General features: G+C 33.4%; 20 protein-coding genes and 1 tRNA gene. 14 read left to right on the top strand and 7 right to left on the bottom strand.

All coding sequences use genetic code 11. The features are described 5' to 3' along the window. The first annotated feature begins 261 nt into the window (after positions 1 to 261). From rfbD to rfbB, 3 genes are read left to right on the top strand one after another with little or no spacing between them, the layout of a single operon-like run. Positions 262 to 1,212 (top strand): dTDP-4-dehydrorhamnose reductase, encoded by a 951-nt coding sequence (rfbD, locus tag ABIN61_06165; GenBank protein ID MEO0293788.1) that lies wholly within the window; start codon positions 262 to 264, stop codon positions 1,210 to 1,212. Next, positions 1,202 to 1,765, top strand: a complete 564-nt coding sequence (gene rfbC, locus ABIN61_06160) for a dTDP-4-dehydrorhamnose 3,5-epimerase (GenBank protein MEO0293787.1) — start codon at positions 1,202 to 1,204, stop codon at positions 1,763 to 1,765. The genes rfbD and rfbC overlap by 11 nt, the downstream gene beginning before the upstream one ends. Next, positions 1,749 to 2,900, top strand: coding sequence for a dTDP-glucose 4,6-dehydratase (gene rfbB / locus ABIN61_06155; protein ID MEO0293786.1), 1,152 nt, complete (start codon positions 1,749 to 1,751; stop codon positions 2,898 to 2,900). The genes rfbC and rfbB overlap by 17 nt, the downstream gene beginning before the upstream one ends. Positions 2,901 to 3,006: 106 nt before the next feature. On the opposite strand, the gene ABIN61_06150 is transcribed toward rfbB, so the two are convergent. After that, positions 3,007 to 3,204, bottom strand: a complete 198-nt coding sequence (locus ABIN61_06150; GenBank protein MEO0293785.1) for a cold shock domain-containing protein — start codon at positions 3,202 to 3,204, stop codon at positions 3,007 to 3,009. A 323-nt stretch (positions 3,205 to 3,527) separates the two neighbouring features. Between ABIN61_06150 and ABIN61_06145 the strand changes: the two genes are divergently transcribed. The 9 genes from ABIN61_06145 to ABIN61_06105 all read left to right on the top strand — a co-directional run bounded on the left by ABIN61_06145 (position 3,528) and on the right by ABIN61_06105 (position 14,191). Next, positions 3,528 to 4,436, top strand: coding sequence for a C1 family peptidase (locus tag ABIN61_06145; GenBank protein MEO0293784.1), 909 nt, complete (start codon positions 3,528 to 3,530; stop codon positions 4,434 to 4,436). 218 nt (positions 4,437 to 4,654) lie between these two features. Continuing rightward, positions 4,655 to 7,021 (top strand): AAA family ATPase, encoded by a 2,367-nt coding sequence (locus tag ABIN61_06140; protein MEO0293783.1) that lies wholly within the window; start codon positions 4,655 to 4,657, stop codon positions 7,019 to 7,021. Positions 7,022 to 7,063: 42 nt separating this feature from the next. Beyond that, positions 7,064 to 8,476, top strand: a complete 1,413-nt coding sequence (locus ABIN61_06135; protein MEO0293782.1) for a transglutaminase-like domain-containing protein — start codon at positions 7,064 to 7,066, stop codon at positions 8,474 to 8,476. After that, positions 8,469 to 9,206, top strand: coding sequence for an ABC transporter ATP-binding protein (locus tag ABIN61_06130; GenBank protein MEO0293781.1), 738 nt, complete (start codon positions 8,469 to 8,471; stop codon positions 9,204 to 9,206). Before ABIN61_06135 ends, ABIN61_06130 begins: the two co-directional genes overlap by 8 nt. Further along, positions 9,196 to 9,822: a phosphoribosylglycinamide formyltransferase gene (gene purN, locus ABIN61_06125; GenBank protein MEO0293780.1), complete on the top strand. Its 627-nt coding sequence runs from the start codon at positions 9,196 to 9,198 to the stop codon at positions 9,820 to 9,822. Before ABIN61_06130 ends, purN begins: the two co-directional genes overlap by 11 nt. Then, positions 9,812 to 10,807, top strand: coding sequence for a Gfo/Idh/MocA family oxidoreductase (locus ABIN61_06120; protein ID MEO0293779.1), 996 nt, complete (start codon positions 9,812 to 9,814; stop codon positions 10,805 to 10,807). Before purN ends, ABIN61_06120 begins: the two co-directional genes overlap by 11 nt. 13 nt (positions 10,808 to 10,820) lie before the next feature. Further along, positions 10,821 to 12,329, top strand: a complete 1,509-nt coding sequence (lnt, locus tag ABIN61_06115) for an apolipoprotein N-acyltransferase (protein MEO0293778.1) — start codon at positions 10,821 to 10,823, stop codon at positions 12,327 to 12,329. Further along, entirely contained in the window at positions 12,307 to 13,677 is a 1,371-nt protein-coding gene (locus ABIN61_06110; GenBank protein ID MEO0293777.1) for an HD domain-containing protein, read from the top strand. The genes lnt and ABIN61_06110 overlap by 23 nt, the downstream gene beginning before the upstream one ends. A 55-nt stretch (positions 13,678 to 13,732) precedes the next feature. After that, complete coding sequence (locus ABIN61_06105; GenBank protein ID MEO0293776.1) at positions 13,733 to 14,191, top strand: hypothetical protein; 459 nt, start codon at positions 13,733 to 13,735, stop codon at positions 14,189 to 14,191. 15 nt (positions 14,192 to 14,206) lie between these two features. Here ABIN61_06105 and ABIN61_06100 read toward each other — a convergent pair whose 3' ends face one another. The 6 genes from ABIN61_06100 to era all read right to left on the bottom strand — a co-directional run bounded on the left by ABIN61_06100 (position 14,207) and on the right by era (position 20,752). Continuing rightward, positions 14,207 to 15,007 carry a geranylgeranylglycerol-phosphate geranylgeranyltransferase gene (locus tag ABIN61_06100; GenBank protein MEO0293775.1) on the bottom strand — a complete coding sequence of 267 codons (801 nt, stop codon included), beginning with the start codon at positions 15,005 to 15,007 and terminating at the stop codon, positions 14,207 to 14,209. Further along, on the bottom strand, positions 15,007 to 17,001 hold the full coding sequence (gene metG, locus ABIN61_06095; protein ID MEO0293774.1) for a methionine--tRNA ligase: 1,995 nt from the start codon (positions 16,999 to 17,001) through the stop codon (positions 15,007 to 15,009). The genes ABIN61_06100 and metG overlap by 1 nt, the downstream gene beginning before the upstream one ends. Then, positions 16,974 to 17,774: a regulatory iron-sulfur-containing complex subunit RicT gene (gene ricT / locus ABIN61_06090; protein MEO0293773.1), complete on the bottom strand. Its 801-nt coding sequence runs from the start codon at positions 17,772 to 17,774 to the stop codon at positions 16,974 to 16,976. Before ricT ends, metG begins: the two co-directional genes overlap by 28 nt. Position 17,775: 1 nt before the next feature. Further along, on the bottom strand, positions 17,776 to 18,663 hold the full coding sequence (locus ABIN61_06085; GenBank protein ID MEO0293772.1) for an AAA family ATPase: 888 nt from the start codon (positions 18,661 to 18,663) through the stop codon (positions 17,776 to 17,778). 2 nt (positions 18,664 to 18,665) lie between these two features. Beyond that, a complete protein-coding gene (locus ABIN61_06080; protein ID MEO0293771.1) occupies positions 18,666 to 19,793 on the bottom strand; it encodes a peptidoglycan DD-metalloendopeptidase family protein in 1,128 nt (375 codons plus the stop codon). A 107-nt stretch (positions 19,794 to 19,900) separates the two neighbouring features. Further along, positions 19,901 to 20,752: a GTPase Era gene (gene era / locus ABIN61_06075; GenBank protein ID MEO0293770.1), complete on the bottom strand. Its 852-nt coding sequence runs from the start codon at positions 20,750 to 20,752 to the stop codon at positions 19,901 to 19,903. A gap of 621 nt (positions 20,753 to 21,373) precedes the next feature. Here era and ABIN61_06070 point away from each other — a divergent pair. Beyond that, positions 21,374 to 22,798, top strand: coding sequence for a hypothetical protein (locus ABIN61_06070; GenBank protein MEO0293769.1), 1,425 nt, complete (start codon positions 21,374 to 21,376; stop codon positions 22,796 to 22,798). Between the two features lie 430 nt (positions 22,799 to 23,228). Then, positions 23,229 to 23,301, top strand: a tRNA-Arg gene (locus ABIN61_06065). Positions 23,302 to 23,317 lie beyond the last annotated feature (16 nt).

The following is a 23,317-nucleotide window of genomic DNA, read 5'->3' as shown; positions in this document are numbered from 1 at the left end:
TGAGCAACAAGAAACAAAGGCAATATCTCAAAAAGGAATGGAGGTATATTTATTATCGCATCTTTGAGGAGTTGAACTATTGGTTCACTCAAATCCAGTTCAGACGAGGAGTACGGTTGGAATCCAACGAGAAGACGAAATTTATAAGCCTCTTTCCCGAAATGGAGGTGTCTTTATGAAAAAAATGGGGGGTTGTCAGTATGTTCTTTTAACCATCTCTATTGACAAATTTTCCCTCCCCTCTATCTTTAAAGATAAGAAATGTCTTATCCTAAATCCATACTAATTACTGGAGCAGAAGGACAGCTCGGTTCCGAGTTAGTTGAGATATTATCCAAGAATTATAGAACTTTTGGGGCGGACCTAAAAGACTTTGATATTACCGATTTTAAAACTACAGAAAATTGTATTAAAAAGGTAAAACCTCAGATAATAATTCATACTGCAGCTTATACTGATGTAGATGGATGCGAAAAAGAAAAAGAAAAAGCCTTTAAAGTGAATTCCCTGGGCACAAGAAACCTTTCTATAGTAGCAAGAAAAATCAATGCTAAATTTTTTTATATAAGCACTGATTATGTTTTTAGTGGAGAGAAAGAAGAACCTTATTATGAATACGACCAACCAAGTCCGATAAACATCTATGGGAAAACAAAACTTTTGGGCGAAATCTTCGTTAAAGAACAACTAAATAACTTCTTTATCCTCCGTATAGCCTGGCTCTATGGAAAAAATGGAATAAATTTCATAAAGAAAATAATTCAGCTTGCCAAAACAAATGAAGAAATTAAAGTGGTTAACGACCAATTTGGTTCTCCAACTTGGACGGTAAGCGTAATTAATCAGATAGAAAAACTTTTAAGCACTGAACTTTACGGAACATATCATTGTTCCTCAGAAGGAAAATGTTCTTGGTTTGAATTTGCCCTTGAAATTCTAAAAGAATTGGGTTATAAAATAGAAAAGAAAGATAAAGAATCTATTATTCTAAAAATGGAAAATAAAGAGCTAAAAAGCAAATTTAAGGAAATAATCAAACTTAAAGGAATTAAAAGCGAAGAATTTAAATCTCTTGCAAAAAGACCAAAAAATTCCGTTCTCGAAAATTATCTACTCAAATTGCAAAATTTGAATATAATGCCTCACTGGAAAGAAGATCTTATAAAATTCATAAAACAACAAACAATAAGTTTTAGGAAAAATGACGTTTAAAAAACTTTCCATTCCCGATGTAATTCTCATAAGCCCTAAAGTTCTCAAAGACAAAAGAGGTTTATTTGCAGAAACTTACAAAAAATCCCTTTTTGATAAAGCTGGTATTAGGATTGATTTTGTCCAAGAGAATTACTCTAAATCTAAAAAAAATGTCCTTAGAGGGTTACATTACCAGATTCCTCCTTATGAGCAGGCGAAGCTCGTAAGCTGTATAAGAGGTAAAATTTTCGATGTTGTGGTTGATATAAGAAAGAATTCTCCTTTCTATGGAAAATGGGTGGGAGTTTACTTATCTTCAAGGGGGAAAAATGCTATTTATATCCCAGAAGGATTCGCACATGGTTATCTCGTTTTAAGTGAAGAAGCAGAAATAATATACAAAGTAAGCAAAGAATACTCAAAGGAACACGAAAGAGGAATCTTATGGAATGATCCTGAAATAAATATTAATTGGCCCCTTTCTGGAGAACCTATTTTATCAGAGAAAGATAAAAAACTACCAGCGTTTACCTTAGCAGAAAAGTTCGATCAAAATGAAAAAAGACAATAAATTAACAATTCTTATTACAGGAGGATGCGGTTTCATTGGAAGTAACTTCATCCGTTATGAATTAGAAAATTATAATAATGTCATAGTAATAAACATAGATAAATTAACCTATGCAGGAAATCCCTTAAATCTTATTGATATAGAAAAAAAATACGGTGTTAAATCTTTAAAGAGAAATTCTAATAAAAATCCTCGTTATTTTTTTATAAAAGGGGACATATGTGACAGGCCTCTTATTAATTCTATATTTTCCGGAGAATACTGGAAAGAGAAAAAGCTAATCAAGGAATTAAAAGACCATTTATTAGAAATTGACTGTGTAATAAATTTTGCTGCCGAGTCTCATGTAGATAGAAGTATCCTTGACCCTTCACCTTTTATAGATACTAACATAAAAGGAGTTCAGGTTCTATTAGAAGCTGCAAGAACTTATTGGAAAGGGAAAAATAAAAGTTTCATCCATATTTCCACAGACGAAGTTTATGGAAGTCTTGGGAAAAGAGGAAAATTTACGGAAAAATCCCCTCTTAAACCAAATAGCCCTTATTCTGCAAGTAAAGCTGCGGCAGATCTAATTTGCAGATCTTATCACAAAGCGTATAAAATTCCTGTAATAATTATTCGTAGTTCAAATAACTATGGGCCTTATCAATTCCCCGAAAAACTAATACCTCTTATGATAAAAAACGCTCTTGAAGGAAAAAAACTGCCTGTTTACGGCAAAGGCCTTAACATAAGAGATTGGCTTTACGTAAAAGACAATTGCCGTGCGATTGATCTTATTCTCAGAAACGGAGAAAAAGGAGAAATCTATAATGTCGGGGGAGAAACAGAGTTAAAAAATATAGAAGTAGTAAAAATAATCTGCGAAGTATTAAAAGAAAAGAACATCCTAAGCACAAATCCTGAAAATCTTATTCAATTTATTCCTGACCCAAGGGGAGACACTCACGACTTTAGATATTCTCTTGATTGCTCAAAAATAAAGAAAACTCTAAAATGGAAAAAAGAATATTCATTTAAAGAAGGTATAAGAAAGACAATTGATTGGTATATAAAGAATCAGAATTGGGTAAAAAAAGTGGTAAATGGAGAGTACAAAAAATACTACCGTCAAATATATGGTGATCTTTAGATTTTGGCATAAAAATCTCTTTTTCAAAAAAATTCGTGTAACCGAAAGTTTTTGATTTTATAAATAGAGTATTTGAGGAAAGAGATTTTTTAAGATAACCTTATTATTACAACTTCCTTACGTTCTCAGCCTTCTTACCTTTCTTCCCTTCCACAACATCAAAAGAAACTCTATCGCCCTCATTAAGCACATCCACACCTTCCCCAAGAGCAGATGCATGAACAAAAACATCTTCCCCACCTTCTACCTCAATAAACCCATAATTCTTCCGTGGATTAAACCACTTTACTCTACCTTCTGGCATTTTAAAAAAACCTCCTACTTTAACTTAAACCAAAAAACTTAACAAAAGAGGAAAACCTAAAGATGTTATTTTCAAAAAAGAATATTAATTCGAGAACCTCCCGTAATTAATACTCTAAATTAAGATATATAAAAATAAAAATTAGTCAAGTATTTTAATATGAAATTTCTCTCTACCTTCTGATTTCTTTGAAGAGTTTAAGCCAAAAAGAAAAACCCAAGTAAAAATCGAAAGAACTTATAGGTATTAAGCTTCCCTCTTTACAAATAGAAAATACCTGTTATTTTAAATAAACTTACCAAATTTTAAGGAAAGGAGGAAAAATGTATCCTATGTATAAAAAGGTAATAATCCCAGAAAGAGGAGAAATAGTGGGAACAGGATGGCTACCCCCACTCCCAGATTTACGTGACTATACAGAAGAACACCCCGAAATTGCCGAAATGACAAAGAAATTGGGCATATCTCAAGAAAAATCAAAACCACTTCCATCAAAAGTTGATTTAAGACCTTGGTGCTCTAAAGTTGAAGATCAAGGTGATTTGGGTTCGTGCACAGCACACGCCGGTATAGGGATAGTAGAATACTTTGAGAATAGAGCTTTTGGTAAATATATTGATGGCTCTCGGTTGTTTTTATACAAGACCACTCGTAATCTAATGGGTGTGACTGGAGATACTGGTGCCTGGCTAAGAAATGTGATGGGGGCTTTAGTTCTGTGTGGTGTTCCTGCGGAAAAGTACTGGCCTTATGTCATAAGCGATTTTGATAAAGAGCCCTCTGCTTTTGTGTATGCTATAGCTGAGAACTACGAAGCGATTAGATATTTCTGTCACGACCCTTTAGGTATGAACATTTCTCCTAGTAAAGTGCTTAGCAGTGTGAAGAAATACCTTGCTGCAGGCATTCCATCAATGTTTGGATTCTATGGATTTCCATCATTCAGTGATTCCAATGTCAAAGGTGGAATTCCCTATCCTTGTCCGGGAGAAAAAGCCGAATGGGGTCATGCTGTTATTGCAGTAGGTTACGACGATAATATGAAGATTAAAAATCTCAAGTGTAAGAAAGAGACAAAAGGAGCCTTATTAATTCGTAATTCTTGGGGTTCAAGTTGGGGAGATAAGGGATATGGATGGTTACCTTATGAGTATGTCCTTAATAAACTGGCCTTAGATTTTTGGTCTCTTCTCTCAATGGAATGGGTTGACACAAAGCAATTCGGGCTATAAGGAAATTTATAAGCAAGAACTTATCTAATTTTAATTTCTCTATTACCAATAAGACTAATAAGTTTTTGAGGCTAAATATATTACCTAAATAGCCTTTATGAATAAATAAGAGACTTGTAAAATAACCTAATTAAATACCTTAGAATAATTAACACTTTCCCGTTGACATAATTATTATAGATAATATAATTTATCTAAAACTATTTTTAGGAGGATTGATGAGAGAAGACAAATTTACAGAGAAAGCAAGGGAAGCTCTTTCTATTGCACAATCTTCCCTTTCAAAATTTAGTCATTCAGAAATGACTCCCCTTCACATTTTGTATGGATTACTTGATGATCCAGAAGGGATTGTTCCTCGTTTAATCGAAGATATGGGACTAAATACTGATTTAATAAAAAACAAAGTTTTAGATGCTCTTGATAGACTTCCTAAGGTATATGGAACTCATCAGATTTATCTATCCCCTTCTGCGAATAGGGTTCTCGATAATGCTTGGGAAGAAGCTCGTAGATTAAATGACAGATTTATTGGAACTGAGCATATATTACTCGCATTAACGGATGACACAGGGAAGGCAGGAGAAATCCTCCTTTCTTCGGGTATAACGAGAGAGAAAATCTATTCTTCTCTTAAAAATGTAAGAGGAGAATCAAGAATAGAAGATCGAGATGCGGAAAGCAAATACAAAATTTTAGAGAGATACACTAGGGATATTACAAAAGAAATAGGAGACCCTGTAATTAATAGAGAGAGAGAGATCCAAAGGGTAATGCAAATTTTAATAAGGAAGACAAAAAATAATCCTGTTCTTATTGGAGAAGCAGGGGTAGGAAAAACTGCAATAGTGGAAGGTTTGGCGCAGAGAATAAGAGAAAAAAGAGTTCCCGAATTACTTAAAAATAAGCGAATATTACAACTCGATCTTGCCGGACTTATAGCCGGAACAAAGTTCAGAGGAGAGTTTGAGGAAAGACTCAAAGCAATTTTGGATGAATTAGAAAAGAAAAAAGAAGAGCTCATTCTATTTATAGATGAAATTCACACCGTTGTTGGAGCTGGTGCTGCAGAGGGAGCGATGGATGCCTCTAATATGATGAAACCTTTTCTCGCAAGAGGAGCGATAAGAACAATAGGAGCAACAACAGTTACAGAATATAGAAAATATATAGAAAAAGATCCTGCTCTTGAGAGAAGATTCCAACCCGTATGGGTTAGCGAACCCTCAATCGCTGATGCAATAGAAATATTAAGAGGATTAAAAAATTCATATGAAAAATATCATGGTGTTAAAATAAATGATACAGCGATTGAGTATGCTGTTAAGCTTTCAAAAAGATATATAACTGACAGATATCTACCTGATAAAGCAATAGATTTACTCGATGAGGCTTGTGCAAAACTTCAACTTGAACGTTCTGCCATTCCAGAAGATTTAAAAAAGAAAGAAGAGAAAATAAAAAATCTACAAGAGGAAGCAAAGAAGTTGGCAGAAGAAGGAGATCATCGGGGCGCTCATAAGATCATTGAAGAAGAAGCAAAGTTAAGAGAGGAATATGAAAGAGAAAAAGAAAAATGGGGAGTATCTCATTCTTTAGATAAACCGATTACAGAGGAAGATATTGCATTTATAGTTTCTGAGTGGACGGGAATACCTGTGAGTAAGATGCTCGAAAAAGAAAAAGAGAAATTGATAAATCTTGAAGCAGAGATGCATAAAAGGATTGTTAATCAAGAACATGCAATAAAATCTGTAGCGGATGCGATAAGGAGAGCAAGGTCAGGAATCTCAAAGCCAGACAAACCTATAGGTTCTTTTATTTTTTTAGGACCAACGGGAGTTGGAAAAACAGAGGTAGCAAAAGTTCTCGCCAGAACTCTCTTTGATTCTGAGGATGCTCTTATAAGAGTAGATATGAGTGAGTTTATGGAAAGGCACTCTGTGGCAAGACTAATAGGAGCCCCCCCAGGATATGTGGGATACGAAGAAGGAGGATATCTCACAGAGGCTGTTAGGAAAAGACCATACAGTGTGATCCTTTACGATGAGATAGAAAAAGCTCACCCAGAGGTTTTCAATATCTTGCTTCAGGTCTTAGACGATGGACGATTGACAGATGGAAAAGGGAGAACAGTTAATTTTGCAAATACAGTTAATATAATGACCTCTAATATTGCTTCAGATATAATTCAAAATCTCGCAGATAATTATGAACTACTTGAAGAAAAAGTTAATGAACAGTTAAGGCTTAAAATGCGTCCTGAATTTTTAAATAGAATTGATGACATAATAATCTTTAGACCCTTAACTTTATCTCATGTAAAAAAAATTGCAGACATAATGATAGGAGACCTTTCAGAGCGACTAAAAGAATCAAATGTTCAATTAGAAATAACCGAAGCCGCAAAAGATTTGCTGGCAGAAAAAGGTTTTGATAAAACTTTTGGAGCAAGACCTCTTGCAAGGGTAATCCAAAAATTTATAGAAACACCTTTATCTCTTAAAATTATCGATGGAGAGATAAAGGGAGGGAAGGTTATTATAGATGCAGAAAATAAGAATTTTATCTTCAGAAGCTCTTGACTTTACCCTGAATAAGATTATTTTTCAAAAAAGGAGAAATTTTTGCGTAAAATCCGAATTTTTCTACCTATTATACTTATAATAATAGGAAGTGGTATTATTTTATTCCAGAGAAATCATCTGGAAAAAAGGGAGAGTCAATCTTCTAATCTTTTTGAAAACGACCCTAAAACCGAATATTTTGGAATCTATCTTAAAGGTTATAAAGTTGGGTATCTCGCTTCCAGAGTTGATTCAACAAAGGATGGTTATAGAGTTTATTCCACAACATATATGAAACTCTCTCCAATTGGCGGAATGGAAAAAGAAGTTACGTATAAAATTGTTGCCAATGCAGATTTCTCTTACAATCTAAAAGATTTTGAGTTTTCAATGTTCTCGGATAATTATCTATTTGAAGCAATTGGAAAAAGAGAACGTAACAACCTCATCGTTGAATTTACCTCCGGGGGAGTTAAAAGAAAAATCATTTACGAAATAAAGTCTTCTTATCTCCCTGCTACAATAGAAGGATTAGTTAAAACAGGTAAAATTGGAAATTTTAAATTTTTTGACCCTACTTTACCTTCCTCAGATTCCTTGTTTGATATCTCCGTTTCCGTAACCGGAAAGGATACAATAGATGGGATTCCTGTTATAAAATATGTGGTAAAACAATCAGGAATTGATGTTTTATTCTGGGTAACAGAAAAAGGAGAACTTCTTCGTTCTGAATCACCAATAGGCCTTCTGATGAAAAGAGAGAAAGGGTTAATAAAAAAAGATATAAAACCTGTGGGATTTAAATTATATGATTCTTATGCAATAAGAGTGGAAAAAGAAATAAAAAATCCTAGGGAAATTTCCTTTCTTAAAGTTCGGCTGGATTCGGTTCCTCTTTCTGGGTTAAGAATTGAAGATGATAGACAAACTCTTAATGGAAATATCCTTACCATTAAGAAGATCCAACCCGGTAGTTCTTCTTTAATTCCAGAAGAGGTAAAAGAGTTCTTAAAGCCAAGTCCTTTCATTCCATCCGATGATGAGAGAATAAAAACGATAGCAAAAGAGGTTGTTGGGGATAAAAGGGGTCTTGAAGCTGTAGAAAGAATAATCTCTTACGTTGATAAAAAACTTGAAGATAAACCAACATTCTCTATACCTGATCCAATTGAAGCTTTAAATTCTGGAGAGGGAGATTGTAATGAACACGCAGCCCTTGCAGTAGCCCTCCTCCAAGCCTCTGGAATTCCAGCAAGGGTAGAAGTTGGGCTCGTTTACATTAATGGAGCATTTTATTATCACGCCTGGGTTGGGGCTTATTTAGGAGGAAAGTGGGTCTCTTCCGATCCCGTTTTTGGGCAAGTGATAGCTGATCCTACCCATATAAAATTAGAATATGGGGGTTTTGAATCACAAGCTAAACTTTATAGAGTGATAAACAAACTTCAAATAACAGTTTTAGATTATGATTGAGCTTAAAAACGTTTCTAAAATTTTTGGGAAGATAAAAGCTGTAGATAGATTAAATCTACAAGTTAAATCTGGAGAACTTTTTACGCTTCTTGGGCCAAATGGAGCCGGAAAAACCACAACAGTCAAAATGATTACAGGACTTTTAGCACCTACTGAAGGGGAAATTTTCGTAAAAGGGATTAATCTACTAAAGGAACCAGAAAAAGCAAAGAGTATTATGGCTTATATTCCAGACGAACCCTTTATTTATCCTGAGTTAACTGGAAGAGAATTTATCTTCTTTGTTTCAAGATTATATGGGATGGAAAAAAAAGTAATAGAAGAAAAAATAGAAGATCTATTTAGTGAATTTAAAATAGGAGAATGGATTGATTCTCCTTCGGCAGGTTACTCTCATGGAATGAGACAAAAGGTAATATTCATTCAAGCTTTAATTCATAATCCGAGCGTTATAGTTATTGATGAGCCTCTTGTAGGTTTAGATCCATATTCTATTAGTGTTGTAAAGAAAGTTTTAAAAAGAGAAGTTAAAAATGGTTCCACAGTTTTTATCTCTACTCATTCTCTTCCCCTTGCAGAAGAAATTTCTGATAGAGTCGGAGTAATTGATGCTGGAAAACTAATTGAAGTAGGAAAGGTGGATGAACTTAAAAAAAGAATTGGATTAGCTACTTCCACTCTCGAAGAAGTGTATTTCAAACTAACTTTGGAGGCAAGGAATGCCTTGTAAAGTTGGGGTTTTGGTTTCTGGTAGAGGCTCAAACCTTCAGGCTATTATTGACAAAAGCCAAAAAGGAGAGATTGATGCTAAGGTTGTGGTCGTAATTTCTGATAATCCTGAAGCTTATGCCTTAGAAAGAGCAAAAAAAGCAGGAATCAAAAGCTATTACATTGATCCTGAAACCGAAAAACCTGTTTTAGTAGGAAAGGCGGAGGATAAATATATAGAAATTTTAAGAGAAAATGAGGTTGATCTTGTATGCCTTGCTGGGTTTATGAGAATAGTTAAAACAAAATTAATTTCAGAGTTTAAATGGAGAATGATGAATATTCACCCCTCTTTATTGCCTTCCTTTAAAGGACTTAACGCACAAAAAAAAGCTTTAGATTATGGTGTAAGGTTCTCTGGAGCTACTGTTCATTTTGTTACCGAGGATGTAGATGGGGGGCCCATAATTCTTCAGGCTGTTGTGCCTGTCTATCAAGACGACACAGTGGAAACTCTCTCGGAGAGAATTTTAAAAGAAGAACATAGAATTTATCCGGAAGCGATTGATCTCTTTTCAAAAAATAAATTAAGAATTGAAAATAATAAAGTTTTTATTTTAGAGCCAAATGGAAGATAAAATAAGAATAGGATTAGTAGGAGCTGGAGCTGTAGCGCAGATTGGTTATCTACCTGCCATAATGGAGAATGAAAATCTCTCTCTTGAGGCTCTCTGCGAGTCTGATGTGGAAAAGGTAGAAGTTATTTCAAAGAGATATAAGATAAAAAAGGTCTTTTTAGATTTTGAAAAGATGCTTGAGGATCCAGAAATTGATGCGGTTATAATAGCAACACCAAATTATTTGCATACACCTATGGCTATTTCTGCTATTGAATATGGAAAAGATGTTCTTTGCGAGCTACCCCTCGGTCTTGACGCCAACGAAGTAAAAAGATTAGGAAATGTGGTGGATTCCTCAGAGAGAATTTTGATGGCTGCTTTTAATGGAAAGTTTAGGCCTGATATTGAGAAGTTAAGAGAAATTGTTATTGGAGGAGAGATAGGAAAACTTTCCTTTGCTAAAGCAGGATGGCTTCGACCTCTACATGAAGAAAGACCAACAAGCTGGCGAAGAGACCCTTTAAAGTCTGGTGGGGGAGCAATTATGACCTTAGGAGTACAAATTTTAAGTTATGTTCTATATATTTTTGGATATAATGTAGCTTCTGTTATCGCTGGGCTGCATAGAGCAGAGAAAATAGAAGATTCCGGAATAGTGTTTTTACGTTATAAAGATGGAAGGTATTTATTACTTGAAGTAGGGTGGACTCTCCTTTTTGAAAAAGATTTTACTTATTTTAACCTTTATGGTAGAGATGGCGTTGCGTTACTCAATCCGTTTAAAATAAAAAAGTTAGAAGAAAATAAAGTAGTGGATATAACACCAAAACTTCCAAGGGATCTGGTAAAAGTTTCATATAAAATTCTTCTTGAGAATTTTGTTTCTTCCTTAAAAGAAAGGCGCTTAATTGATAACACATGGAAAGAGGCTTTTGTGATTGCCAAAATAATAGATGCGGCTTATAGATCCTCTGAAGAAAATAGAGAAGTTTACATAGATTAAGGTTTGTCAAAAGATGGGTAAAATAGAAAAATATTTTCAAAAAATCCCTTTTTATTTTTTCCCAATTATAAGTGGTATTTTATTAACACTTTCGTTTGCTCCTTTTAATTTTTCCTTTTTAGCCTGGATTTCTTTCCTTCCTCTTTTTTATTCTCTTAAAGATGGGAGGAAGGCCTTCCTTAAAGGTTTTATAATGGGAGGAACTTTTTTTCTTACTCTTCTTTACTGGGTTCCTCTTTCAAGAGTGGAAAATACAGTTAGATTTCAAGTTTTTTTAGGTTCATTTTTGCTTATTGGTTATCTCTCTTTATTCTTTGGAATTGCTGGGGTTCTTTACAAAAAACTCCAAAGACTTGGAGCCACATACCTTTTTCCTTTTATCTTTTCCGGATTAGAATTTCTAAGAAGTCTTTCTTCCGTTTGGGGCTTTACATGGGGCTCTATAGGTTTTTCTCAAAGCAATCTTGTAAGACTAATTCAATTCGCTGACATTGGAGGGCTTCCTCTTGTGAGTTTTTGGGTTCTTTCTCTAAATGTTATTTTATATTTACTCTTTGATGATCTCTTTAAAAAGAAAAAAAATGTCTTTATAAGCCTTTTTGTTTTTATAGCTTTTATAATAATACCTTTTTTTTATTCGGAAATTCAGCTAAACAAAAAACTTGAAATTTCTGGATATAAAAAAGTTGTGGTTATTCAGCCTAATATATTACCATTGGAAAAAAGAAGCGATAGAGTTAAGAGATTGATTAAAATAAAGAAAACAATCGAAAACAGTCCGGATGCAGACTTATATGTCTTGCCAGAAACCGCTTTCCCTTTTTCTCCTATAGATAAAATAGAAAAATTTTTTAATGACCTTGCAATGGAAAAGCGAGGTAGTATTATTACAGGGATGATTGATTGCGAAGAGAATCAGGAAGAGGTTTTTTATTATAATGCAGCCTTTGTTATTGATTCTGGAGGAATTAAAGGAAAGTATAGAAAGATTTATCTATTGCCTTTTGTAGAAAGATTACCTTTTGATGATGTTCTTCCTATATTAAGAAAAATAGATTTGGGTCAAGGGCAATACACCCCAGGAAAAGATTTCTCTGTTTTCAGAGAAAATGGGCTTAAGTTTTCTATTTATATCTGTTATGAGGCAATCTTTCCACAGCTTATAAGAGAGTTCGTTAAAAGAGGAGCAAACCTTTTGGTTAATATAACGGAAGATGGATGGTTTGGGGAAACAAGTGGTCCATACCAACATGCTCAAATGGCAGCTTTTCAATCGATCGTATTTAAAAGGTGCATTGTAAGGTCCGCAAATACAGGAATTTCTTTCATTTCAGATCCATATGGTAGAGTTATCTATAAGACTCGGATTTATAAATCTACTTTTATTATGGGAAAAGTTCCTCTAATTGAAGAAAAGACAATATATACTAAGATTGGAAATATCTTTGGGTGGATCTTCTTATGTATATGTATAGGAATTCTATTCGTTTTTTACAAAAATGATAAAAAAACAAAGTCTTGAAGAGGCTCTTAAAAAGATAAAGCCTTTAAAGAAAATAAAGGAATACGCCAAAAAGGCAAATAAGAAAGTTTATCTTGTGGGTGGTATGCTTAGAGACCTTCTCCTGGGTCTTGAAATAAATGATATTGACATTGCAATCAGTGGAAAAGGTGAAGATTTCGCTAAGGCTTTGGGTAGATATTTTAGGTTGAAAAAAAACTTAAACGAATTTAGAGTTATAAATGGAAATATAAATATTGATATATTGGGACTTGAGTCTATGGAAATCATAGAGGACCTTAAGAGAAGAGACTTTACCATTAATGCTATGGCTTATAACCTTATTGACAAAAGATTCATAGATCCTTTTAATGGAGTTAAAGATTTAGAAAAGGGAATCATAAGAGCTTTGGGAAGAAAAAATATTGTTGAAGATAGTTGCAGGATTCTTCGTGGACTACGCTTTAGAGCCTTCTTTGGGTTTGAGATTGAAGAAAATACTAGTGATTTATTTAAAGAATATGCACATAAACTCTCAGAAGCCCCACAAGAAAGAATTCATTATGAACTTATGATGCTCTTTAGTGCCCCCCAGGCTCATCTTGCTATAATGCCTGAAGTTTTTGAAGAAATATTCCCCGGTTTTATAAAAATGAAGGAAATAAAAGGTGGTAAAATCTCAGAAAATCTTTTGGAGCATTCAATATTAACCTTAAAAATGATTGAAATATTGGATAAAGATTTTTCGTTTTTTGGAGAATTCAAAAAGAAAGCAGAAATGTATTATGAAGAAAAGAAAGCCGAGATTAAAATTGCCGCTCTTCTTCACGATATTAAAAAACCAGAAACAATGCAAATTGAAAAAGATAAAGTTCATTTTTATGGTCACGATAGGCTTGCTTCAGATTGGTTCAAAAAGATAGGAGAAAAACTTAAATTTTCTTCTGAAGAAAGAGAGTACATTTCCAATTTAATTGCAAATCATATGAGGATTCACCTTCTACGAGCTCAACAAGAAGTGACAGAGAAAGCTAAGAGAAGATTATGCTTTGAGCTGGGCAGAGATGTCATAGGTTTATCTTTAATTTCAATAGCAGATCATTTAGCAACAGTTGGGAAAGAAGACAAAATTCTTACAGAAATCTGTAAACAGATTATTGAGTATTATTTTAGAATAGAAGATAAAGTGAGAGAGCCTATCTTAAGAGGAAGAGACCTCATAGAGATTTTTAATCTCTCCCCTGGCCCTATCTTTGGAGAGCTTTTAAGAAAAGCCCAAATTGCATATGAGGAAGGAGAAATCAAAACTAAAGAAGAAGCCATTTCGTTTGTAAGAAAATTAATTGGGGGTCTTGACAGAAAAGGCTGAAATGATAACATATATTGCGAAAAAGAAAGAAATATGAATAAAGGAGGAACCAAATATGAAGAAAATGATAATTTTTTCTTTCTTGTTGATTTTATTTTTTGGTTGTAAAAAAGTTAAAGACAACAAATTTACCCCGCCTGAGAATGGAATTGTTACAGAAGAAATGGCAAAGAGGTATGTAAGAGTTTCTATCGCTCTAACAAAAATCGCGGAGGAAGAAGCAGTTAAACTCGCAGAACTCAGAAAAAAATATAATATTTCTCAAGGAATGAGCGAGCTTAGTGATAGTGAATATGTAAAGAAAAATCCTGAGGTGGCAATGGCTTGGAAATCTTTACAGGAAGATTGGGAAAGGAAGAAAGACTCTGTGTATAAGGCTATGGGGATGAGTGAAGAAGAATGGGATTGGATTGCAGGAGCTATTATAACAAGAGAAAATAAGCCAATCCGAGAGTTTATAAGTAAGGAATTTGATAGATTAATGAAGGAAGAGAGTTCTTCCGAAAAGAAATAAAATATCCTTAACTCTTTAAAGTTTACTTATAAAAAGAGATATAAATCCCGGAAAAATCAATATTTTTAAGATCCTTTGGGCAGCAGAAAACCATAAAGGAGTGGGTGAAGATTTCTTTATTACAATAAGAATTGGCACTGCAATTCCGGGAATCGCACAAGAGGCGAAAAGCTTCCCAAAGATAAAAGAAGAACCTAATACACTAAAAAAAAGAACCCATAAAAGAAAAATAGCTAACAAACGTGTTTTCCTTATTCCGTAAACTACCGGAAATGTTCTTAAACCAGCTTCTCTATCTCCTATTAAATCTTCTCCGTCTTTCAATAATTCTCTTGGGAAGTTTAACAAAAATATTAATAATGAAGGTAATATTGCGTTTTTTATTCCAAGAGGTCTACTTGAAGCCACTCCTCCAACAATAATGGTTAAAGAAAGTAGTGAAGCTATAATAATATTCCCAATTAAAGGTAACTTCTTCAAGAAGGGCGTGTAGATAATTAATAAAATTGTTGCAGTAAATCCTACTATTAAGAGTTTCAAACCGAGAAATGACAATAATATATTTCCAAAGAGGAATAATATAATTGAAATTAATAATGCTTCATTTTTCTTAATTTTCCCAGAAGGAATTGGCCTTTCTGGTTTATTTATTTTGTCAATGGGGAGATCAAAGAAATCGTTAATTAGGTTCCCCCCAATAGTTATAAATATAGTGGATAAACCAGCAAGAAATATAGAAAAATTAATTTTAGAAACAGAAAGAAAGCCGCCAAGAAGAACAGTGGCTCCTGCAATAAAAGAGTTTAGAAGTCTCATTATGAAATTTTTGCTCCAGGATTAATTTCTTTATCTGGGCTAAGGATAGATAAGATCTTACCATCATCTGCTGCAAGAAGCATCCCTTCTGATTTTACCCCCATAATTGTTGCAGGCTTTAAATTTGTCGCAACCACAATTTTTTTATTTAAGAGTTCTTCCTTTTTATAATATTGCTTTATACCTGCTACAATGGTCCGTTTTTCTCCAGTATCTACAATGAGTTTATAAAGTTTATTAGAACCCTCAATCTCTTCCACTTTTTCTATTATTCCTATTTTAAGTTCTATTTTTTTAAAATCCTCTATTGTGATATAAGACATCTCTTTTTCTCCTTTAAACTGCTTCTCAATTTCTGAATCTTCAATCTTTCGGAAAAGAGGTTTTATTCCTTTTATTTTATGACCTCCTGGGACTTCTATTTCTTTCAATCTTTCCCATTCTTTCTCTTTTAGATTTAGCATTGTAAGGACTTTTTCTGCGCTAAATGGGACAAAAAGTTCCCCAATTGTTGCAAGAATATGGATCAAATGAGTGCATAGATAAATTGTTGTATTTGTCCTTTCTTTTGAGGTCTTCATAGTTTCCCAAGGCTTCATCTTATCATAATATCTATTTCCGATTGAGCTTATTTCCATCCAAAGTTTTATTGCATTTCTAAAATGGAATTCTGAAAGAGCTTTATCTATTTTATCAATCACATAATTCACTTCCCCCAGAATTTTCTTATCCTCTTTACTTAATTCCCCAATTTCTGGAATCTTACCATCATAATATTTCTCTATAAATTTCAAAGTCCTATTTACAAAGTTCCCAAAATTATTTATTAGTTCCTGATTCACTCTTTCCTGAAACTCTTTCCATTTGAATTCCGAGTCCTTTGTTTCTGGCATTATACAACATAAGTAATAGCGAAGAAAATCTGGAGGAAAATCCTTAAGATATTCATGAAGCCACACAGCAATATTTCTACTTGTAGAGACTTTTGCTCCTTCAAGATTTAAGTACTCATTTGCTGGAATCTCAGAAGGGAGGATAAAATTACCAAGACCCATAATTATAGCTGGCCAAATTATTCCATGGAATACGATATTATCTTTCCCAATGAAATGAACAAGAACTGTTTCTGGATCTTGCCAGTATTCTTTCCATTTTTCTGGTTCTCCTTTTTTCTCTGCCCATTCAATTGTTGAAGAAATATAACCAAGAGGGGCATCAAACCAAACATATAAAACTTTGTTTTTAGGCACATCTGGCAAAGGAACCGGAACGCCCCATTCTAAATCTCTTGTTATTGCACGAGGTTTAAGACCTTCTTTAAGCCAACCCTTAAGATAGCTCTTAACAGTTTTTTTCCAATTCTTTCCCTCTATCCATTTTTCTAAATCTCCTTGAAATTTATCTAATAGAAGATACCAATGCTTAGTCTCTTTCTTTACTGGAGTCGCTCCGCATAATTTACACCTTGGCTCTATCAAATGATCTGCCTCAAGCCAACTTCCGCAGGAATCGCAAGAATCTCCTCTGGCCTCTTCATAACCACAATGAGGGCAAATTCCTTCTACGTATCGATCTGGCAGGAATCTCTCACACCTCTCGCAATAAAACTCTCTTGAATCCTTTGGTTCTATATAACCTTTCTGATATAACTCAAGAAAAACTTTTTGGGAAAACTCATAATGGATCTTCCTTGAGGTTCCAGAAAAATTCTCAAATTTCACTCCAAGTTTTTCTAAGGAGTCTTTTATAATATTATGATAACGGGTTACAAGCTCCTTTGGAGAAATCCCCTCTTTTTCTGCAGCTATTGTGATTGGCACACCATTTTCATCAGTTCCACAAATATAAATTACGTCTTTTCCTTTTTTCTTTAGAAATCGAGTATAAATATCAGCAGGCAAATAAACCCCAGCAAAGTGCCCAATGTGAATGGGGCCATTTGCATAAGGTAAAGCACCTGTTACTATTACTTTTGCTTTTTTACTTGAATCCAAACTTCCCCCCTTTTCTTTATTTCTTCAATAGGAATCTCCTCCTGTGTTTCATCCGGGTAAGAAATTATCACAATACCCATCAACATATTTCTATATAGCACCTTCCCTTCTCCCTTATCTGTCCTAACAATTTCTTCTCTTTCAGGAAAAGCCTGAGTGAATTCATCATAAAAATCTGCTTCAAAATTTAAGCAGCAAAGTAATCTTCCACAAAGCCCAGAAATTCTCGAAGGACTAATATATATATCTTGATTTCTCGCGCTTTCAAGTTTTATTCTTGGTTTTTCTTTAAGAAAAGTATTACAACACAAAGCATTTCCGCACAGACCAAGTCCCCCAATAAAACCAGCATAATCTCTAATTCCAAGGTGTCTTAATTCTATTATACATTTAAACTTATTTCTCAGATCTTTAACCAGCTCTCTAAAATCTATCCTTTTCTCTGCAACAAAATAAAATTTATATCTTTTTCCATTCCATTCTCTATCCACTCCAATAACTTTCATTGGAAGTCCAAGTTGTTTAACTCTCTCTTTAAAAAACTCAAGAGCCCTTTTTTCTGCTTCTTTATTTTCCTTTAGCTTTTCTTTTTCTGTGTCATATATGATATGAGAAATTTTACCCACCGGTTGGATTTTTGAACGAATTTCTACATCTACTTCTCCTACATATTGCTCTTTTTTTATTTCACAGATAACCAACTCTCCTTTTTTTAAAGTGAATTCGGACTCCATAGGATATTTGACACCATGAAACTTTACAAAATATAACATTTTACACCTTTAGCATAAGATAAAATATTATTTTTTCCGGGCTTATATTTGAGTAATAATATTTATAAGCATTTTTAATATAAGAAAAAATCTCCCAGGCTTTATCATAAGTTATTTCTTTTCTTTTGTATCTATCTTCTACTTGCTTCTGGAGGTAAGGAAGTAAAAACTCTAACCCAAATTTCTCTACAATATCTTCCCTCCAATTTCTTATTCGAGATTTTGGATGTAAATTGAAGAATATTTCCTCAATTTCTTTTCCTAATTTTTCTTGAGAATTAAGAAACATTGTTTCTTCTATTCCTCTTCCAAAACGTTTAATATCCATACCTTTTAAAATCTCTTTTTGGAATTGAATAGAGAGAGGTTCAAATCTTATAAGTTTACACCTCGAAATTATTGTTTGAGGCAAAGCGTTTTTATCTTGAGTGATTAAGATAAAAATTACAAAAGGTGGTGGTTCTTCGAGGACCTTCAAAAAAGCATTAAAACCTTCTTCGGTTATTCTATCAGCCTCTGCAATTATTACAATCCTCCATGGATTTTCCATAGGAGTAATATAAACATACTCCTGAACTTTCCTTATAGTATCAATAGAAACGCTCCCTTTTTTTTGACTAACCAAAAAATAATTTTTATTCCTTCTCATTTCCATTAATTCACTTTGTTGGTATCCTTCATATTCTGGAAAGACAACCAGGAGATCGGGATGGACTCCTTTTTCAATTCTTTTCTCATCTTTTAATATCTCTTGACAGAAGGATAAGGCTAAAGAGAATTTTCCTACCCCTCGGGGTCCGTAAAAAAGAAGAGCTGGAGGAAAATCACCCTTTTTTATCATTGAAGATAAAATTTTCTTAGGAATTTCTTGGCCTTTTACTTCTTCCATCTTCATAATTTAATATAATCAAGCGGATTTACTGCTTTACCCCCCTTCCTTACCTCAAAATGAAGCATTGGTTTTTTCACCGAACCTGTTTCTCCAACCTTCCCTATTACATTTCCTTTTTCTACCTCTTCACCCACTTCCACATTGGTTGAGGATAAGTGACTATAAAGTGTTATAAAATTTTCACCGTGGTCTATAAGAATCATTTTACCATAACCGAGAAAGTGGTCATTGTAAACAACCTTTCCAGGTGCAACTGCTTTAACATCCGCCCCTAAAGGAGCTTCTATGTCTATTCCTTTATTTATTGTTTCCGTTCCATATTTCTCTTCCTTTTTTCTCCCAAAATATCCTATTATTGTTCCCTCAACAGGCAAACCTAATAGCTTTTTGTGAAAATATACACTGCCTGAAGTCTTCTCTTTTGTCGAAAGGCTTATTATCAATTTCTCAAGGTCTTCCATTGCCTTTTCCATTTCCTTGGACATTGCTATAGCCTTTTTTCTTTCTCCTTCAACTTTTGTTAAATATTCATTTTTTTCTTTTTTTGTTTTCTCAAGAGCAATTTCTTGCTCTTTTACTTCGTATAAGATTTCATCTAAAGTCTCTACCTTTCTTTCCATTATTTCTTTTTGTGTTTTAAGCCGTTCCTCCAGACGTTCAATCTCTTTTAAGACTCTCCTATCTTGATCCGCAATTAAAACAAGAAATTTTATTCTTTTTAGTGCATCCCCAAAGGAATAAGAAAGTAACACAACTTCTACAGGATGAAGTGGTCCATGGATATATATCTCTCTAATCCTCCTACTTAATATCTCTCTTTTTTCTTTAAGACGAGAATGGAGTTCATTTATAAGAAGTTCGATATTTTTTTTCTCCTCATTTATTATTTCTCTTTTTCTTTTTAAAGTATTAATGATCTCAGTATTAAGGCTTATCTCCTTATCAAGTTCTTGTAGTTTCCTCAAAATACTTGTCTCTTCTCCTTTTAATTTTGCTATTTTCTCCTTTTGCTCCTTTAATTGTTGACGAAGAATTTTTAATCTCTCTTCGGGAGACTTCACCTCTATAGATATAAGCGCAATTAAGATAGTCCACCAAACCAAGACTTTACCCCAAAAGCTTATCATTAGGTCTAAGAGTTTCTTCCTCTATAGACTCTCTTCTCTTAAAAAAAGGAAAAAAACTTTTTTTTATCCAAAAAAGAAAAGCAAAAATGGTAAAGATAAATTTTTTTCTATTCATAATACCCAAATTTTCTTACCTCTTTCTCATTTTTTCTCCAGTTCTTTTTAACCTCAACCCAGGTATTCATATAGACTTGATATCCAAGGAATCTTTCTATTTTTTTTCTTGACTCGCTTAGAACTTTCTTTAGTTTCTCTCCCCCTTTGCCTATTATGATCCCTTTTTGGGATTCCCTTTCTACAAAAATTTTTATATCTATCTTGTTGTCTTTCATATTCTCTACTTTTACAGCAACAGAATAAGGTATTTCCTGTCCATATTCTTCAAATATCGTTTCTCTTATAAACTCTTCTATAAAGAATCTTTCGTTTCTATCAGAAATATAATCCTCGGGATAAAAAGGTTCTCCTTCTTTCAGATATTCTAATAAAGAAGGAATTATTTTTTCTACGTTATCTCCTCTTAAAGCTGATATCGGGAAAATTTTGGTAAAACGTTTTGTCTCCAAACTTTCTTCTATTTTCTTCAAGTCTTCTTCCTTTATTAAGTCTATTTTATTTATTAGCAAAAAAATTGGCTTATTGTCTTCAATTGTAGAAAAATCAATATTCCTTGATTCTTCCCTATTATCAATTAGAACCATTACGAGATCTGCATCATTTATAGATTTATCTATTTGCGATTGCATTGCCTCTTCTAGTTTGTTTTTTGGTTTAAAATGACCTGGTGTGTCTATGAAGATGATTTGTCCTTCTTGGTTTGTCCAGATTCCAAGGATTCTATTTCTGGTTGTTTGAGGTTTATTTGAAACAATAGAAATAGGAGTTCCGATTAAACGGTTTATTAAAGTAGATTTACCTACATTAGGTTTTCCAACTATAGAAACAAAACCAACTTTCATATGAAAAAATATATCTATATGAGTTATAAAGTCAAGGGAAAGAAGAAAAGGGTCAAGATGATTAAAAGAGAGTTGAAAACTTTGTAGTTGATATTACATTATAAGAGAAAAATTAGAAAAACTCTTTATTATATTATAAGGGAGGATAGTATGAGTAAATTTATTAACTTAAATTCAAAATCCAAAAACTTCTTTTTATATTTTTTATTTATATCTTTAATTTTCAATTTTTTAAATCCGAGAAACAGAGATTCAAATAATGAAAATAATGGTTATACATACTTATACAAAGTGATGGACCAATAAAACGAAGTTTTTTACATCTATTCAGATTATAACTCTGGAGGAAATCATTATTATCCCTCGGGTTATTATAATGGTTCATCAAATATAGATGTTAATTTCAACTGTCAAGAAAACCCAGCATTCGGTAAAAGTTGTATAAGAATAGAGTGGAATGGGCAAGCGGGAAATGATGGATATAAGTGGAATGGAATTGTTTGGCAAGAACCAGAGAATAACTGGGAGGGAAATAATGGGAAAGGTTATAATTTAGAAGGAGCCACAAAATTATCCTTTTGGGCAAAATCTATTGAATCTGGATTAAAAATAATATGCGGTGTGGGTTATAAAAACGATTCTTCAGAAGAGATTAAAGATACATTCGAGTTATCTCCTAAATGGAGTAAATACGAAATTGATTTAACTGGGAAGAATCTCTCAGATATCTGTGCAGGATTCTTTTTTGTCTTTAATCAAGAACTAGATCCGAATCCAGATGGTTGTACATTTTATCTTGACGAGATTTCCTTTAATTTACCTCGCGAAGATTCAATCCGATTTCTTCAAAGTTATGAAATGTCCTCTTCAAAAAACTATAGGATGGCTAATAAGGCTTACACTTATGATAATGCTTTGGCAATGATTGCATTTTTAGTAAGAGGAACACAGGAAGACATAAGAAGGGCTAGAATAATTGGAGATGCTTTTAAATATGCTCAAGAGAACGATAGATATTATAAGGACGGAAGGCTAAGAAATGCCTATAGTTCTGGAGATATTATTCACCATCAAACTGGAAAGGCAAGATTACCAGGATGGTGGGATTCTGACAGTTCAAAATGGTTTGAGGACTCATATGATGTTGGAACTTATACTGGAGAGATGGCTTGGATTATAATTGCTTGGTTAAGTTATGATTCAATAACGAATGAAAATAGATACATCCAAAATGCTATAGATTTAGGAAACTGGATTTATGAACATTGCTATGATTCTACAGGAATTCCTGGTTATACTGGGGGCTATATAGGGTGGGAACCACAACCCACAAAAGAAAACTGGAAATCTACAGAACATAATATTGATGTTTATGTAGCTTTTAAAAGATTATATCACCATACTGGTAACGATATTTGGCTTAAAAGATCCATAAAAGCGTTAAATTTCGTGAAATCCTTATGGGACTCTTCTACAAAACATTTTTGGTCTGGCACTTTGGATAGCTTAAACATTAATGATTTTTCTCCCCTTGATGCCCAGACTTTTGGTGCACTTGCTTTAGATGAAGAGCCATATGATTGCGGATTTTTATGGGCAGAAGATAATTGTTGCGTCTCTCTTAGTGAATATAAAGGATTCCATTTTAGCAATATTTGCGATGGAATCTGGTGGGAAGGCACAGCTCAGATGTGTTGTACATACTTTGAGAAAAACAAGAAAGACAAGGCTGACACATATATAGAGGAATTACGTAAATGGCAAGAATTTTCTTCTTTTGGTAATAAGCAAGGGATAGTTGCTTGTTATCCCGATAGTATCTGGACCGGTTTAACAAGATTCTGGGGTAAATGGTATTATTATGCCGATCTGCATATAGGAGCCACTAGCTGGTATATATTCGCCGAGAGGAAAATCAATCCCTTCTGGGGCTCAAAGATGGGAAGTGTAGAAAAAAAATTAATATTACTACTACTTTATATCTCAGTCAAAATCCTTTCAATTATACTACAAGAATATTCTATAGCCTTCCAAGAAACTCTTTAATTAAACTTGCAATTTATGACCTCACCGGTAAAGAAATAATCATCCTTGAACATGGAATAAAGTCCAGTGGAAATCATTCTGTTTTATGGAATGGAAGGGACAAATATGGCAATGAGTTACCAGGAGGAACTTACTTTTGTCAATTGAAAGCTGGTTCAGATTCAAAAGTATGTAAAATTGTAATCTTGAGATAGATTTAAAGCTCTAGTTATTTATTTTATAATTTATTTATAAAATTTAATAAAAATGATTTTCTTTTCTCTAATTGTTAAATTCAAAGAAGGGAAAGACTCATATCTTAAGAGAAAAGAGGGATATATATTTTTTAATTTAACTTCCAAATCTTTCAACAGGTTCTTCCACTTTCCTAATAAGATAAGGAAATTCTATTGACAAATGAAATTTTTTTATTAAAAATATATAAGCAAATGCCCCTGTAGCTCAGTGGATAGAGCGCCGGTTTCCTAAACCGGAAGTCGTAAGTTCGAATCTTACCAGGGGTATATTCTAAAGTTGAGA

The organism is candidate division WOR-3 bacterium (assembly GCA_039804165.1).
Taxonomy (GTDB): Bacteria; Hydrothermota; UBA3072; order UBA3072; family UBA3072; genus JAFGHJ01.
This window is presented reverse-complemented; position numbering and strand designations above follow the sequence as displayed.

Bases quoted from the DNA above. Each gene is read 5' to 3' on its own strand.
- rfbD (MEO0293788.1), top strand. From the start codon at position 262: ATGTCTTATCCTAAATCCATACTAATTACTGGAGCAGAAGGACAGCTC.
- rfbC (MEO0293787.1), top strand. From the start codon at position 1,202: ATGACGTTTAAAAAACTTTCCATTCCCGATGTAATTCTCATAAGCCCT.
- rfbB (MEO0293786.1), top strand. From the start codon at position 1,749: ATGAAAAAAGACAATAAATTAACAATTCTTATTACAGGAGGATGCGGT.
- ABIN61_06150 (MEO0293785.1), bottom strand. From the start codon at position 3,204: ATGCCAGAAGGTAGAGTAAAGTGGTTTAATCCACGGAAGAATTATGGG.
- ABIN61_06145 (MEO0293784.1), top strand. From the start codon at position 3,528: ATGTATCCTATGTATAAAAAGGTAATAATCCCAGAAAGAGGAGAAATA.
- ABIN61_06140 (MEO0293783.1), top strand. From the start codon at position 4,655: ATGAGAGAAGACAAATTTACAGAGAAAGCAAGGGAAGCTCTTTCTATT.
- ABIN61_06130 (MEO0293781.1), top strand. From the start codon at position 8,469: ATGATTGAGCTTAAAAACGTTTCTAAAATTTTTGGGAAGATAAAAGCT.
- purN (MEO0293780.1), top strand. From the start codon at position 9,196: ATGCCTTGTAAAGTTGGGGTTTTGGTTTCTGGTAGAGGCTCAAACCTT.
- ABIN61_06120 (MEO0293779.1), top strand. From the start codon at position 9,812: ATGGAAGATAAAATAAGAATAGGATTAGTAGGAGCTGGAGCTGTAGCG.
- lnt (MEO0293778.1), top strand. From the start codon at position 10,821: ATGGGTAAAATAGAAAAATATTTTCAAAAAATCCCTTTTTATTTTTTC.
- ABIN61_06110 (MEO0293777.1), top strand. From the start codon at position 12,307: ATGATAAAAAAACAAAGTCTTGAAGAGGCTCTTAAAAAGATAAAGCCT.
- ABIN61_06105 (MEO0293776.1), top strand. From the start codon at position 13,733: ATGAAGAAAATGATAATTTTTTCTTTCTTGTTGATTTTATTTTTTGGT.
- ABIN61_06100 (MEO0293775.1), bottom strand. From the start codon at position 15,007: ATGAGACTTCTAAACTCTTTTATTGCAGGAGCCACTGTTCTTCTTGGC.
- ricT (MEO0293773.1), bottom strand. From the start codon at position 17,774: ATGTTATATTTTGTAAAGTTTCATGGTGTCAAATATCCTATGGAGTCC.
- ABIN61_06085 (MEO0293772.1), bottom strand. From the start codon at position 18,663: ATGGAAGAAGTAAAAGGCCAAGAAATTCCTAAGAAAATTTTATCTTCA.
- ABIN61_06080 (MEO0293771.1), bottom strand. From the start codon at position 19,793: ATGATAAGCTTTTGGGGTAAAGTCTTGGTTTGGTGGACTATCTTAATT.
- era (MEO0293770.1), bottom strand. From the start codon at position 20,752: ATGAAAGTTGGTTTTGTTTCTATAGTTGGAAAACCTAATGTAGGTAAA.